This is a genomic window from Moraxella cuniculi DSM 21768 (assembly GCF_900156515.1).
Classification (GTDB): domain Bacteria; phylum Pseudomonadota; class Gammaproteobacteria; order Pseudomonadales; family Moraxellaceae; genus Moraxella; species Moraxella cuniculi.
Map to the genome: position 1 here is coordinate 1 of NZ_FTNU01000023.1, position 13648 is coordinate 13648.

General features: G+C 45.7%; 24 protein-coding genes. 3 read left to right on the plus strand and 21 right to left on the minus strand.

Going from position 1 to position 13648, the window contains the following annotated elements:
* Positions 1-482, minus strand: a 482-nt coding sequence (locus BW928_RS10070) for a KilA-N domain-containing protein (RefSeq protein WP_144295811.1), incomplete at its 3' end; no start/stop codon positions are given.
* Between the two features lie 381 nt (positions 483-863).
* On the opposite strand from BW928_RS10070, the gene BW928_RS10075 reads away from it, so the two are divergent.
* The gene (locus BW928_RS10075) at positions 864-1049 is read left to right on the plus strand and encodes a type II toxin-antitoxin system HicA family toxin (RefSeq protein WP_076556099.1); all 186 of its coding nucleotides are present in this window, start codon (positions 864-866) and stop codon (positions 1047-1049) included.
* A 60-nt stretch (positions 1050-1109) separates the two neighbouring features.
* Positions 1110-1517 carry a type II toxin-antitoxin system HicB family antitoxin gene (locus BW928_RS10080; protein ID WP_076556100.1) on the plus strand — a complete coding sequence of 136 codons (408 nt, stop codon included), beginning with the start codon at positions 1110-1112 and terminating at the stop codon, positions 1515-1517.
* Positions 1518-1621: 104 nt separating this feature from the next.
* On the opposite strand, the gene BW928_RS10085 is transcribed toward BW928_RS10080, so the two are convergent.
* On the minus strand, positions 1622-1879 hold the full coding sequence (locus BW928_RS10085) for a hypothetical protein (RefSeq protein ID WP_076556101.1): 258 nt from the start codon (positions 1877-1879) through the stop codon (positions 1622-1624).
* 333 nt (positions 1880-2212) lie between these two features.
* Between BW928_RS10085 and BW928_RS10090 the strand changes: the two genes are divergently transcribed.
* Positions 2213-2401, plus strand: a complete 189-nt coding sequence (locus BW928_RS10090) for a hypothetical protein (RefSeq protein WP_076556102.1) — start codon at positions 2213-2215, stop codon at positions 2399-2401.
* 254 nt (positions 2402-2655) lie between these two features.
* On the opposite strand, the gene BW928_RS10095 is transcribed toward BW928_RS10090, so the two are convergent.
* The 19 genes from BW928_RS10095 to BW928_RS11710 form a co-directional block, all read right to left on the minus strand.
* A complete protein-coding gene (locus BW928_RS10095; RefSeq protein WP_076556103.1) occupies positions 2656-3315 on the minus strand; it encodes a phage minor tail protein L in 660 nt (219 codons plus the stop codon).
* On the minus strand, positions 3312-3689 hold the full coding sequence (locus BW928_RS10100) for a hypothetical protein (protein WP_076556104.1): 378 nt from the start codon (positions 3687-3689) through the stop codon (positions 3312-3314). The genes BW928_RS10095 and BW928_RS10100 overlap by 4 nt, the downstream gene beginning before the upstream one ends.
* 32 nt (positions 3690-3721) lie before the next feature.
* Positions 3722-4117 (minus strand): hypothetical protein, encoded by a 396-nt coding sequence (locus BW928_RS10105; RefSeq protein ID WP_076556105.1) that lies wholly within the window; start codon positions 4115-4117, stop codon positions 3722-3724.
* A 540-nt stretch (positions 4118-4657) separates the two neighbouring features.
* Complete coding sequence (locus BW928_RS10110) at positions 4658-4987, minus strand: phage tail protein (RefSeq protein ID WP_076556106.1); 330 nt, start codon at positions 4985-4987, stop codon at positions 4658-4660.
* A 35-nt stretch (positions 4988-5022) separates the two neighbouring features.
* Positions 5023-5412 carry a type II toxin-antitoxin system VapC family toxin gene (locus BW928_RS10115; RefSeq protein ID WP_076556107.1) on the minus strand — a complete coding sequence of 130 codons (390 nt, stop codon included), beginning with the start codon at positions 5410-5412 and terminating at the stop codon, positions 5023-5025.
* Positions 5412-5612 (minus strand): hypothetical protein, encoded by a 201-nt coding sequence (locus tag BW928_RS10120; RefSeq protein ID WP_076556108.1) that lies wholly within the window; start codon positions 5610-5612, stop codon positions 5412-5414. The genes BW928_RS10115 and BW928_RS10120 overlap by 1 nt, the downstream gene beginning before the upstream one ends.
* 108 nt (positions 5613-5720) lie before the next feature.
* Entirely contained in the window at positions 5721-5879 is a 159-nt protein-coding gene (locus BW928_RS11705; protein WP_158078460.1) for a hypothetical protein, read from the minus strand.
* A gap of 75 nt (positions 5880-5954) precedes the next feature.
* A complete protein-coding gene (locus BW928_RS10125) occupies positions 5955-9671 on the minus strand; it encodes a tape measure protein (RefSeq protein ID WP_158078459.1) in 3717 nt (1238 codons plus the stop codon).
* A 54-nt stretch (positions 9672-9725) separates the two neighbouring features.
* On the minus strand, positions 9726-10115 hold the full coding sequence (locus BW928_RS10130; RefSeq protein ID WP_078310373.1) for a hypothetical protein: 390 nt from the start codon (positions 10113-10115) through the stop codon (positions 9726-9728).
* Positions 10116-10175: 60 nt separating this feature from the next.
* Positions 10176-10499, minus strand: coding sequence for a phage tail assembly protein T (locus BW928_RS10135; RefSeq protein WP_076556110.1), 324 nt, complete (start codon positions 10497-10499; stop codon positions 10176-10178).
* Positions 10500-10522: 23 nt separating this feature from the next.
* Positions 10523-10852, minus strand: a complete 330-nt coding sequence (locus BW928_RS10140) for a hypothetical protein (RefSeq protein ID WP_076556111.1) — start codon at positions 10850-10852, stop codon at positions 10523-10525.
* Positions 10853-10862: 10 nt separating this feature from the next.
* On the minus strand, positions 10863-11291 hold the full coding sequence (locus tag BW928_RS10145) for a hypothetical protein (protein WP_076556112.1): 429 nt from the start codon (positions 11289-11291) through the stop codon (positions 10863-10865).
* Between the two features lie 33 nt (positions 11292-11324).
* Complete coding sequence (locus BW928_RS10150; protein WP_076556113.1) at positions 11325-11672, minus strand: gp17 family tail completion protein; 348 nt, start codon at positions 11670-11672, stop codon at positions 11325-11327.
* Between the two features lie 54 nt (positions 11673-11726).
* Positions 11727-11921 carry a hypothetical protein gene (locus BW928_RS10155; RefSeq protein WP_076556114.1) on the minus strand — a complete coding sequence of 65 codons (195 nt, stop codon included), beginning with the start codon at positions 11919-11921 and terminating at the stop codon, positions 11727-11729.
* A 90-nt stretch (positions 11922-12011) separates the two neighbouring features.
* Positions 12012-12272: a hypothetical protein gene (locus BW928_RS10160; RefSeq protein WP_076556115.1), complete on the minus strand. Its 261-nt coding sequence runs from the start codon at positions 12270-12272 to the stop codon at positions 12012-12014.
* Positions 12273-12336: 64 nt separating this feature from the next.
* Positions 12337-12885, minus strand: coding sequence for an HK97-gp10 family putative phage morphogenesis protein (locus BW928_RS10165; RefSeq protein ID WP_076556116.1), 549 nt, complete (start codon positions 12883-12885; stop codon positions 12337-12339).
* Positions 12882-13205: a phage head closure protein gene (locus BW928_RS10170; protein ID WP_076556117.1), complete on the minus strand. Its 324-nt coding sequence runs from the start codon at positions 13203-13205 to the stop codon at positions 12882-12884. The genes BW928_RS10165 and BW928_RS10170 overlap by 4 nt, the downstream gene beginning before the upstream one ends.
* A 1-nt stretch (position 13206) precedes the next feature.
* Positions 13207-13479 carry a head-tail connector protein gene (locus tag BW928_RS10175; protein WP_076556118.1) on the minus strand — a complete coding sequence of 91 codons (273 nt, stop codon included), beginning with the start codon at positions 13477-13479 and terminating at the stop codon, positions 13207-13209.
* A complete protein-coding gene (locus BW928_RS11710; RefSeq protein WP_158078458.1) occupies positions 13476-13634 on the minus strand; it encodes a hypothetical protein in 159 nt (52 codons plus the stop codon). Before BW928_RS11710 ends, BW928_RS10175 begins: the two co-directional genes overlap by 4 nt.
* Positions 13635-13648: the final 14 nt, after the last annotated feature.

Below are 13648 nucleotides of genomic sequence, written 5' to 3' on the forward strand. Positions count from 1 at the left end.
TCTGTACTGATGGCATGATACAGATACTGATAGCTGACCGCCCCTGTGCTTGTTACCTGCTTGACCGCCGCTCGGATTTGGGCGATTTGGGTGGCGGATAGGCGGCGGTCATCAGCGGTGGTTTTGGCAAGGCAAGGGATAGCTCCTGTGTTTAGTGCGTCAAAGGCACGAATGACCATCAGGCTAAACTTGGGGCTAATCCACATGGCATAACGGTAAACAAGTTCACGGCAGGCGTAAGTACCTTGTTTGGTGGTTTTGGAATTTCCGCCTTGAATAGTATGGTAAGCTATTGACTTTTCACCGTTCTGCAAATTCGTAGAACGCTCGATTTCCAAAATCAAATCTTGAACTTCGGCGTTGCGAAAGAATAAAGCAGGTTGATGTTTCTTTTCAGCTCCGCTTGCACGGTGCAGGTCGTTAAGAGAGTAAAAACCGTTGTATTGACTGATGGTGTGATTTGCGATGACTAGGTTTGTCATAACGATACCTTTGAGTTTAGTTAATGAATGTTACCCAAAATAGGGCAACGGGTCTCAACTACCGCTCAAAGACGGCTGGGGCTATTTCCTTTGCAGGTGTTTTATTTACCCCTATCAACCCGTCATAAGACGAATTTTGTTTTGAAATTTTACCATTCCTGAAATTCTAGGAACGCTATTTTTCAAATTTTAGGTACAAAAAAAATCACAATGACGGTGTGAATTTTCCGCTTTGAGTTTAGTAGTACGGCTATCATACCCTGTCTTTTTTACTTTGTCAAATGGGAAATGTAATAAAAATCCACATTTTTACACAAAAATACTTGACGGTTTGGCTTTTGTGTGTAATAATACACATACTTAAACAACAAAGGAGCTTTTATGAAAAGCGGCGAGTTGATTAAGTTGCTAGAAGCTGATGGCTGGGTGTTGGTTCGCGTCAAAGGCAGCCACCACCATTTTAAAAAACAGGGCAAGCCCTTTTTGATTACCATCAGCCACCCTACCAAAGACTTAAGCATCGGTCAAATCAAAGATGCCAAGGAGAAATCAGGGCTGAACTTCTAGTAACAAGGTAGCCTCAAATGAGGCTACCAATTCATAAAAGCTCAAAAATAGGAGTGTATGATGATACATTATGCAATCGCCATCAGCAAAGATGAAGGCATGGCAAATTATGGCTCTATTGTGCCAGATGTGGCAGGTTGTTATGGCTTTGGTGATACCCTTGATGAAGTGATTGATGAGACCAAATCAGCCATTTTAAGCCACATTGAAACCATGCTTGAACTGGATATGCCTTTTGAGTTTCAAACCACACCCATTGAGACCCTGCAAACCGACCCTGATTATCAAGGCGTGATTTGGGCGGTGGTTGCCATTGACGAGACGGCTTTTGATAAGCAGGTGCGGTTTAATGTGTCATGGAGCGAGCATTTGCTCAAAAAAGTCGATGAACACATTGCCAAAACGCACGATACCCGTTCAGGATTTTTGGCAAAACTTGCCAGCCATGCTGTGCAGTCAAGCCCATAATCCAGCCCCATCTTTAACAAAAAGCGGTCGTTTGACCGTTTTTTTTGTTAAATAAAAAGCCCACATTCTTCAGTGAATGCGGACTTTTTGAAACTTTAAAGCAATTATTGTAATAACTTTGTCAAAACAAATACCACAACACCGCCTGTCAAAATGCCTGTGGTCAAAGTGGTAATAATCTGCAACCAAGGAAACCATTGATTTTCTTTACGCATTTTTTCAACCGTGGCACGGCTTTGCTCGACGCTTTGGCGTGTCATCTCGATATCAGCTTGGATTTTGTTAATATCTAACATAAGCTTCACCTTTTCTAGGTTTTCTTTATCCAGCTTGCCTAAATCAATACGGTTTATGTCTACCATGGTAGCACCTTTGCTCCAAAGCCAAACAAATCACACTTTTTTGGCGTGCAATGCTTGACTTTTATTGTATTCTAGTATACAATATGCTTTATCAACACAATGATGTGAAGATGAGCGTTAGGCTTATAAACCTAACCAAAAACATAAGGAGTAAGGCAATGACTACCGTTCTCAAAATCATCGCCTTCATTATCCTGCTCTTAATCGCCACACCAGCGTATTAAACAGGTAGCCTAAAAGTGGTAACGACACTCAAGGCTTGAGCTAGACCGAAAGGCTAGCCACTCCTTATCTTTATCTTACTGGTTTATCATCAAAAAATCAAGGATTTTTATGCCAAATGCACGCCAAAAAGCCACCAACACTTACCGCAATAAAGCCTTAGCCAATATCGCTCTTGTCATCAGCCACACCGAGCCTGAAGTGCTAGATGCTCTAAATAAAATCATCGCCCATAAAGATTGTAGCAAGGCGATGGCGATTAAGACGGCGTTGGTTGAGTATGCCAACACGCTGGATTAGCCCACCGCCAAGCACTACCACCAACGCACGGCGGTGATAAAGCCTGTTAGTACAAAAACCGTTAGGCACAGCACCACCCAGTTAATCAAAAATCTAACCCTTGGCGAGTTTTCGTATTTTTCCAGCATTTTGACTATCCATTACCCCAAGTTTATGTTAAAATTCATCTATAATCAGTCTCGTTTCTAATTTTCAGCAAAAGATTGGTTAAAAACGCCCATTCTCCCCAGTTTGGGCGTTTTGCTGTGTTTTGACTAAACCAACCCAGACGCAGGAAAACCGCCAAAGCTACCAACATTATCACGCAGTCTGCATTCGTGCAGTGAGCCTGTGCAGCTGTCTTTGGCGGGGTCGTCGGTTGGTTTGCCGTCAATAAACATTGCCGTGCCTGTATAGCCGCACTCTTCGCCACGATAGCGACCGCATACCGCCCAGTGGCAATAACCCGTGATTTGACGCACAGGGATTGTTAAGCCTTCAAAGTCCACAGGATTTGACAGCTCAAATGTCGTTGTGGCGTTGGTCTCAGCCGTTTTTTGTTCAATGTACCAGTGCTGGATTTTGTAGTTTTGTTCATCGGTGCTGTCTAGGTACTCTGCCAAAGTGTGGATAACTTTTAGCCTTGCCCCTGCAAAATCTGCAAATCTTAAGCACAGCACACGCAACGCACCTGCCACCCCGCCAATGTCATTGTGCAGGGTTAGGCTTGGGGCGGAGGCTCTGCCGTCTGACCGCACCTCAAGCCCTTCTGCCGTGATGGCAATGGGGTGGAAGTTTTTACCTTGCCATGTGATGATGCCGTCATTATGCCCATGAAAACGGTAAATCTCACCGCCCAATTTTCTTGCGTCCAGCTCGTACAGGGTGATAAAACCCTGCACGCTACTCTTTTGGATTTGGTTGTTAAAAGTCATGATGCAGCAGCCGTTTTGCACAAAACACCAAAGCTACCATCACGATACACAGCCACAAACTCGCTGATACTGCGTTCGTTTGACCAACCTTTTAGGGCTTGGATTTGCTGGGTTGCCCATGCGATAAGCTCGCCACGGAAGATGCTGATGCGATTGCGACTAAGCAAGCCATTGTTTGGCTCATTATTAACAATCTCAAAGCCGTCATCATCAGGATAATAGACAATCTCGATGGTCTGGGCTTTTTCGCCGTGCTTGGCTAGCCATGCGTCCACCTGCATGGTGAATTGACTGATAAGACTTGCCTCTTCGCGAGCCAATAGCGGCACTTGCAAAGGCTCATTATCGGTTTCGATGGTTGCGACATTACTCATAATTTACTCCTAAAAAAAGCCCCTGTTGGGGCTTATGATTGACGATGTGATTTGTGATGAATAAAATAAAACAGCACACCCAAAGGCGTACCAATGCCATAATAAAAAAATATCCACTTAAAATTAGAGCTAAAACCTGCTTTTGGGTTGTATAAAAATAAGATTAGGACAAAGATTAATAGTGCCACCATGCCCAAGGAAGTGATGGCGATGACCCTTTGCAAAAACCTTGCTCGGTTTTGTTGCCTAAGATATAAAAATAAAAAACTAAGCTCCGCCCAAAGCACAAGCCTCACCCCTGTTTTTTTATAATCCAGAGTAAGGGCATTGACGGCAAAATACACAAACACGGCACAAATGACGGCAAAAAACCACCCCAAGCTACTTTTTAATAAGCCTGCGATATTGATTTTTGCTAATCTGGACACTGATTTTTTCCTCCCAGTCGTCTGCAAATGCGACAAGAGCAGGTTTTTGGCTGGGCTTGTTAATAAAAAAATCTGCCAAAGCTGACAGATTTTTGACTTCTGTCTGAATGTGTATATAATAAAAGTATCAAGGCAAGGGAGTCAGCCTTGCCTTGTAGGTTACCGCCACCGACCTTGGAAGTGGTGGCAACTGATAAGGAGATGAAAATGAGATTATTCGCACTAATCTTATTTGTCGTGCTACTTCTACTAAGCAATAACGCTTACTAAAGTAGCAAAGCCGAAAAGTAGTAACAGCTACTTGGGGCTTTGGTTGGGGACTAACCCTAACCACTCCTTATTTTTATAATAGCACTTATTTTTAAAAAATCAAGGGAAATATAATCATCAATTTTTCCATAGATAATTGTTCACTCTGTATTAGTAATGTGATAAAATCACTCATGAAATTTAATCCTTTTTTGCAAATCTGCACAAAGGGTTGAATAAAAACCCCAACTATTTGCCGTAGCTGGGGTTTTGTTATGTTGCTTGGTTAAATTAAAAAACCTGCTCAAACTTCAGACCGATCTGCCAGAAGTTGCCTTTTCGCTGGGCGACTTGATAATCAGTGCAGATATATTTGCACCGCTTGCCGTGCGGATTTGTCCACCAAAAAGGCGTGATGCCCTTGTGTTCATCAACAAATGCCATGATGGGGGCAATCACTGTGGCAAAATCGCCCGTCTTTACCCCGCTCCAGTCGGTGCGTTTGTTATTGATGCCAAAACTTGTGCGTTGGGCATAGCCATCGCCAAACTGGGTTTTGGTTACTTGATGCACCACTTCACAAGACGCCCCAGCGTTTAGTTTCCAAGTGAAGGTTTTCATTTTTACTCCAATAAAAAACCCTGCCAAATGCAGGGCTACCAAATCACCTCAAGGTCGTACAAGGCACAATTGCCATCAGCACTAATCAACGACAACCGATTTGCCAAAGCAAGGCTAATCAGCATTCTATCAAACGGGTCTTTGTGCAAAAACGGCAACTTTTGCAAGATAATACTGTCCTGCCAGTCTTGATGCACAGGCAAAATTGCTTGTGCTGCCAACAAATCCACATAAACTTTTTGCCAGCCTTCTGCCATGACAAGTTTACCCAAACTTGCCTTGATTGCCATTTCGGCAAAAGACAACGGGCTATAATATAAAGCATTTTGGCGATTTTGAATGACCGCACGGGCGTTTTGGCTTAATTTTTGAGGGTTGGATAATAACCAAATCAGCACATGGGTATCTAATAAAAAGCCGCCCATTATTGATACCCCTCAAACTCATCAAGAGGTGCGTCAAAATCATCGCTGATGGCAATCAATGCCGATTCAGCACCACCAAACTGCCTTTGGGTTAATCTGTCAAGCTGCTGTAATAAATAATCCTCAATGCTCAAGCCATGTTGTTTGGCTTGGGCAATCAGTGCTTGCTCGGTTGCGATGGGTAAATCTAGTGCAATCATCATATCACCAAAAATAAGACTTAGCCTATCTTACTATGTTTTGATAATCCAATCAATCATTTGCCACCTGCCTGCCTGTTGATTAAGGTTTGGGCTTTTTGTTGCCATTTATAAATACAAATAAACAGCAGTTAAAATCGCATCAAGTTTATAAAACAGTACTGGTATTGAAAACAGTGCCAAAAAAGCAAAAATCGTCTGCCAAAGACCGTATTTTTCAATCGTATATTTCATCAACTGCCCCAAAATTATGATATAATTATCCACAGATTACTCCTTTGTAGGTGAAAGGGGTTAATTTAGAAAAAGCTCAAACCGCCACAGTTTGAGCTTTTTTGTTATTTATCTACCATACAGCAATCCCCCTTGTCTGCGTTCTTTTTGCAGCTCGGCTTGCACGGCAAGTTGAATCGCCTCGCCAAATCGCTTGCCCATTTGGCTGTCGGCTTGCACATCACCGCCACTGCTATTGACCGTTACGCTGACATTCACCGTATTGCCACGACCTTGCACGCTTGCCAAAGTCTTGTCAAGATTTTTTGCCGTGTGCTTCGGCAACACCCTTTCGCCCTTTTCAAGGTTCCAAGTGCCTGATTTTGGCACGCTCATGATGCCGTCATGGGCTTGTCCGATGACAGGGTTTTGGATTTGGCGAATGGCAGTAACGATTTTCATGCCCTGCGTGGTTGCTGCAGCGATGCCAGCCAATTTTTGGGCGAAGGTTGTCCCTTCGGCAAAGGCATCAGAGATTGCCTTGTGCATATTGAGCACCGCCGAGCCAATGGCAAAACTTTGTTGCAAGACAAAGGCAGCACGATAAGCCTTGGACTGCTCGCCCAGTGATTGCTTTAGCCCATCGGCAAGCTGGGCGGTGGTTTCAGCAGCTTGGGCAAGCACCAGCTCCCCCATGGCAAGGTTGTGTGCCTTTTTGATTTTTAGCTGCTCATCGGCTACCCATTTTTCAATATTAATGCGTTCTTCGGCGGTGAGTCGTTCATTGGCAAGCAAGGTGTCATTTGCCTGTTTTAGCAGCTCGTTGGCTTCGTTCTTTTTGGCAATCAGCTCATCAAAGGGCGTGCTGGCAGTCCCAGCTGAACCAATGGCATTGCCAATCAATTGCTCGGCAGTCTTAATATCAAACCTGCCTGCAATCTGGCTTTGTTTGTTTAAGATATCAAGCTGGCTCATCAGCTCCGTGCTGCGTTTTTGCTCATCGGTGGCAAGATTGTCGGTGATTTCACGGTATGCCGTCATCGTTGCCAGCTGTTTTTGTAGCTCGGCGTTTTGCTCGGCTGCCTCTTTGATTCTGCTGTACTGCTCGCCAAGCTCGTTGTCTTTGTCCATCGAGCGGTATTTGGCAAGCTCATCATTGACCGACTGCTCAATCTGTAGCATCTCCTTAGCATAAGTATCACGCACGCCAAGCAGTGCCAGCTGATTGTTAAGCTCGCGGTTGTTGTCAGCATAGCTTTTGCTTAGTTTGTCCGCCTCAAGGGTCGCCATCTCAAGCAAGGCATTAAACCGCTCTTGCCTGCCCGCTTCGGTCATGACCACTTGGGCATTGCCTGTGGTGGCGTTGTAGCCTGCTTCATAGCCCAGACTTGACAGTTTGTCCAGCCCAGCTCCGCCATACATTCGTGTAAAAAACTTCTCAAAATCAGTGTCAAGAAGGGCAAGTTTTGCCTCAAAAGCATTGCGTTCCAGATCAGATTTGATGCTCGCCTGATCGACAAAGTTTGCCAGTTTTAACGCATTTTCGGCTTTTTCTGCCCCAAGACCACGCAGCTCACCCTGCGTCAGCTCATATTCCACCTTGCCTGTCTCAAGCCCCAAGGGATTGTTGCCAAGCTCCCACAGCTGCTTTTGTAGGTTACCAGCGATGCTGTTATAAGAATCGGCAAGTTTTTTGGCGGCGGTGGCGGCAGCGTTGTCTTGTTTGCTACGCTCTTTGGCGGCATTGGCCCCTTTTTTGTCGGCATTGGCTTTGCCCTTGGCGGATTTGGCAGCGTCATTATTGGCGGTGGTGGCGGCTGCCGCGGCTTTGCCAAGGTCGGCATTGGCCTTGTTTGTCTTAGCCACTTGGTCGGCATAAGCCAGCACACTGGCTTCAAAATTGGAGCGTGCCGAGATGATGTCTGTTTCGGCAGTCTTGCTGACATTGATGACCATGCCATTGGCACGATAGCCGATTTTGTTAATTTGCGGAGTTTTAACATCAAGCCCAAAGCCCCTTGCCGCCTCTGCTGCTGTTGCAATCATCTTATTGACGCCAGAGATTGCCCCATCAACGGTATCAAGCACAGCATTAATGCCATTTGCCACCGCAGAGGTTACCGCACCGAAGGCAGCAGCAAAGCCCTGTTTTAGCCCATTCCACAGCCGTACAAATGCCCGATACAGCCCATTGACTGCAGAAATTCCAGCATTGACCATACGGTCAAAGATACGAGCAGCGACCTGTAGCACCCCAACAAAGCCACCTTTGGTATTGGCAAACAAGCCACCAAAGGCAGTATTGACAGCCTCGGTGGTTTGTTCTGATTTGCCCAAAAACCCTGATAGGAAATTGCTGGCGGCATTATACAGCCCCATAAAGGCATTGATGCCAGCATCCACCAAATCACCCAGCATAAGCCCAACAATCTTGATGGCATCAGACAGGCTGTCCATCGCTTTTTGTAGTCCCATGGTACGCACCACGATGGCAGCGATGATACCACCGATAATCATCAACGGGTGGCGGGCAATCAATCCAGCCAAGGATTTAAACGCCGAGCCAATCGCCCCCACACTGCGAGCTGCCAAGGTAGCTGTACCAACAAAGGCTCTTTTGGCAGCGGTGGCAGTTACAAGGCTTCTGGTGTAGCCTATCGCTGCCGCCGTGCCTGCACGCATGGCATTGCCACAAGCAATCACACTTGCAGTTACTCGAGCGGTTGCACCTGCCATCACAGACTTGGCACCATTGATGGTCATAAGCTGTCTGGTATACGCCACACCACTGGCGATACTGGCACGGGTCGATGCCACAAAGCCTGTTATGGCAGCAGTTGCACGAGCTTGGGTGGCGGTGAGATTATCAAGGCTGTAAGCAGTGGCAACTGTGCTTTGTACTGTAGTTTTTAGTGATATGATATTCTTGGCAATCGATGCAGTTAAGCTGTCGGCACCCAGTTTGGCAACCAGCACCGATTTGGCATAACTGCCCAATAATGCCACCGATGCCGCTGTTGCAATCGTGGCAAGCGTACGGAAGTTTTCACCGACAAATGCCAATGCCTGACCGACTTTTTCGCCAAGTCCGCTCATCTCATTGACGATGTCATGCACCAAAAAATCATAGCTGTTTTTGATGACCTGTAAACCTTGGGAAATGGTGGTGGGCATTTTTGCACTCATCTGCCCTAGGCTGTCTGTGGCATTGACAACGGCATCATAGACCACATCGGAGGTGATTTTGCCCTGCTTGGCAAGGTCTCTTAAGGCGGCAGTACTGACCCCCATTTGTTTTGCCACCAAGTCAAGAAGCACAGGAGCTTGCTCGGCAACCGAGTTAAACTCATCACCACGCAACGCCCCTGAGCCCAAGGCTTGCCCAAGCTGGGTCAGGGCAGCCGCTTGAGCTTGTGCCGAGCCGCCACCTGCTTTCATTGCCATGGTTAGATTGCGGGTAAAATCGATGGTCTGCTGCTGGCTTTTGCCCAATGCCGACAACGCACGGCTTGAGCTTGTATACAGATCCACCACCCCTGCAAAACTGGATTTTTGCTCATTGGCGATTTGCCTAAGCTGATTTTGCACCGCATTGTATTCGTCAGTTGAGCTGGTGGCAAGTTTGACTTTGCTTGCCAAATCCTGCATTTGGTCTGCTGTTTGTTGTAGTGAATACAATGTCCCTGAACCGACCAGAGACCCAACCAAGCCAATTTTATCAAAAGCCTTTTTGGCAAATCCTGCCAAGCCTTGTAATTTGTCTTGGGCTTGTTTGGTAGATTTGGCGATACTGCGGTCAAAATGCACCGTATTGGCACCAAGTACGATATTAATCTTTAATGACATTTTGTCCACCATGCAAAAACCCCATCACACAGGATGGGGCTTTGGATTTTGTAGTTACAAGTATTTTTGCAATTTGTTGTAGTGCTTTTGATTGGCTTTTAAAATTGCACGCTTGCCATCAGTAAACTCAACAAAAATCAAATATTCTGATTTGGTTTTTTCAGGCAGGCTATGACCGATTAATAGTGTTGCCAATGCAGGTAGTACGCCTGCACCAATCAACATACCGCCAGCAACAAAGCTGGTGGCAAATCTTTGTGCCTTTGTACTGTTTGCAAGCAATGCTGATTCTTCCAATACCGATATCGCTCTTAGCTGTTTACTAAGATTGTATGTCGTGGTTTTTTTGGTGCCTGCAATGGTCATGGTCATGTGATCAAATAGATTTGCCACAGTTGTATTTTCGGCAAAATCATCAGATCTGACAATATGCAATCCAAGCATAGACCTACCTTGATTATTGGGTGGATAATGGTCAGATTATAACCATCATTCATCCACAAATCAATGCTTATTTGCTTTATCCTCTAGTCGTCCAAGCATCTGTGCCAATTGCCGTGCTTCTTTCTCGCTGTTTTTGAGTGCTTGCTCGTATTCGTACCGCTCACGCATCTCTTCACTCATCGGATTTGGGTCAATCGGCAGATAATCGGTCAGGCTGCCCTGCCCCACTTTGGCGTATAACAAAGTGGCGGTTTGGATATCTTGACGAAATCCGCCAAACGGGTCAATGCCATCATAGGCAAGCCAGTCGATAAACTCATCAAAACTTAGTCTATCGCACAGCTCGCCCACCGTACAGCCAAGCTGCAAGGCAAGTTTGAACAAAAACCGTTTGTGCGGATTTTCAATCAGTTTTTTTCGGCATCCTCCACCGATTTGTTAAAGCCATTGACCGCATTAATCTGCTCGGCAAGCTGGAATAGCATTCCGCTTGGCATGGCAAGCACCGCCTCAGTGTCATCATCGGTGAGTAGCTGGTTGCCGTTCTCGTCAGACAGTGCTTTGATGGTGAGTTTTGCCACATGACCAATGACATCTTCTCGGTCAATTTTGCTAAGCTCGGCTTGGTCTTTGAGGCTTAATTTGCGGATAAAAAACGACTGCTCGTCAATCTTTACTTTGCTGACAGCGGCAGGCTTGGCAAGAATCTTTAGCAGGGTTTCACGGGTAAATTTCATCACTGTCTCCTTAGCTGATTTTGGTTACATCGCCTGTGATGCTGATGGTGGCGGTTTTTCTTAATTTTTTCTTAATGTCTTCATTATCCAAAGACAATTTGGACACCATGCCTTTAAACTGGCGGCTCTCGGCAGCGGCTTTGACAAATTTTAGCTGAAAATACAGCTCGCCTCCTTCATCAAACGCCGTCTGAATGAGCTGCTGGGCGGTGTCTTGTGGATCGACCACAAATTCAAACTCAATCTCTGACTCTTCTTTGAAATTCACCACAGCTTTTACAGTGCGTTCATCGTCGGTGGCGGTTACCTCGTCCATCACCTTTTCTTCTGACGGCACGCCACATTTTTGCAAATGTTCAACCTTGCTAAAGGTATTACCGTCAGCGGACACAAACAGCTGATAAAAGCTATCGACTAAATTGGCGACATTTTTTGCCATAATTTACTCCAAAAAAATGCCCACAAGGGGCGGTTAAACAAAGGTTTGCCAAAATTCATATTCAATAATGGCACGGTATTGATTGGCTTCATAAAGATGCTGCACCCCCAAATAGTTGCTGGGGGTGATGCCATTTAGCCGTCCAATCACACGGCTAGACAGTGCCAGCATTTCATCATAATCATTGCAATATACATCAATCTGCACCCTGACCCACTCATGCCCTGTTGTGCCGTCAAGCGTGTTGTCAGGCTCTGTGCTGATGATTTGGTAGACGATATAACGGTCGCTGTCAGGGGCGGTCTCTGGGACAAACAGCGGATAAATATTGCCATCAACCAGCTCTGATAAGATGTTGAAAATTTGTTCACTTGCGTGCATATTTTCTCCAATAAAAAACCACCCATGGGGGTGGTTTGTTGGGCTAAATTTTAATCAATGAGTAGCAATTGCCATGACCTGTCGTATCAGTTGATTGATATGGATTTTGGTGGTTGTATCTTGACTGGCGAGCCATTTTTGCACATCTTCATCGAGCAATTGTTGTTCTCGTAGACGATTTAGGTGCGGTATCTCGGTGGCACGCCGAGCTTGACTGAAGTCATATTCGCTTTTGATTTTATGATTCATAAGCCTGTCGCTCCTTTTTGGTTGGTAACCCTTGATAAATCAAGCCATATCTTGGCTGTTGCTACATTTTTCATCATGGCATGGTTTTAGTTAAGCAAAAAACCGCGTCAAGACAAAGACAATCAAGCCACCAACCATGGCAGCCCCCAGCGTAACATAGGGGTATAGCCTTGCTTCTTTTTCTATTTTTTTGGTATTGGCACGACTTTCGACAACATCTTGGTGGATTTTTTCAACGGTGGCACGGCTTTGTTCAATGCTTTGGCGAATGCCTTCAATATCCACATAGGTTTTATTAGCACGAGCTTGACTTTCTGCGATGTCTTGCTGAATTTTACTGATATCGACCATGATAACACTCCGATTGCCTTTATTGGTATTATAGGGCTGATGACAAACAAGGTCAAGACAAAACCTACCCACCTGTGGCTTTCTTAATATTCTTATCCAGCTGTTGTTTAAACCGCTCAACCGCTTGCTCTTTGTTGTTTTCAAAGGCGGGGCGTAAAAATGGTTGGGCTTGGTGATATTTTGTGCCATATTCCACCATGTGCCAATAAAACGCCGATGAGCCTGTTTTGCCAGAGACATTCACCCCGATGCCGATGGCGGCACGGTTTTTGTTGGTGGAATTTTTATTTAACCGACCACGGCGAATGTTCTTTTTGAGCAGTCCTGCTTGCTGTATGACAAATTTGCCCTCGCCTCGTTTGGCACGCTGTCTTTTGCCTTTGAGTTTTTTGCCATTTTTACTAAACCTAAAAGTTGCCTCGCCCTGCCCTGAAGACATATAACGGCGATAGGCAGCATCGCTTGCTGGTGCTTGCCGCTTGGCTTGTTTATACATCGGCGTGCTTGCCACCATCAGTGAGTTGTACAGCGATTTGCCTCGCAAATCCTTACGCAGATTGCCAAGTTTTTTATCAAGCTCGTCCAAGCCCTCGACTTTTACCGATAATTTCATGACACCTCCTTTAGCAATAGCGTCAGATATTCTCGCCCAGTGCGGTTATCTGCCAGCGGTTTGCCGACAATTTCGTATCTTTGTCCGCCATGCTCAACCTGCATGGTGTGGTCAATGCCAGTTTGGTAGCGAATCGTTAGGCGAGCCTGTACATCGGTGCCTGCTGCCTTGGCGGTCAGCACATCTTTGGCGGATAAATGACTAAACTGCCCCCAGATCGTCTTAACAGGCTCATGGCTACTTTTTACCATGCCTGTGGCTGAACGGGTGGTGGTGGGTTTGAGGAGTTGTATGCGGTGTCTTAGCACGCCTGCCTTCATCTTATACCCCCATCTTGCGGTAGCGTTGCATGATGGCATCAAAGCCATACGGAATCGGCAGCTGAGAATCAGCATTGACCGCTTCACGATTGACATACCAATGCCCGATGAGTAGCAGCAACGCTTGCTTTTGTGCTGGATTTTCTTCATCAAGCTCATCATCAATCCAAGATTGTGCATAGGTTTTGGCGGCGTTGATATAAACCACCAGCAAGCCATCTTCATCGTCATGCTCAATGCGGCACTGGTGCTTGACCTCATCAAGGCTAATCATGCGTCCGCCTTAGTCTTAGTCGTTTTACTTGGCTTGTCAGCGATCAGCCCAAGCTCTTTGAGTTTTTTGGCAATAAAATCATCTTGCACGATGCGAATATCGCCTGCGTAGTACTGCTTATCGCCATAGTGTTGTCGTTTGACAATGTATTGCATTTTTATCTCCAGAA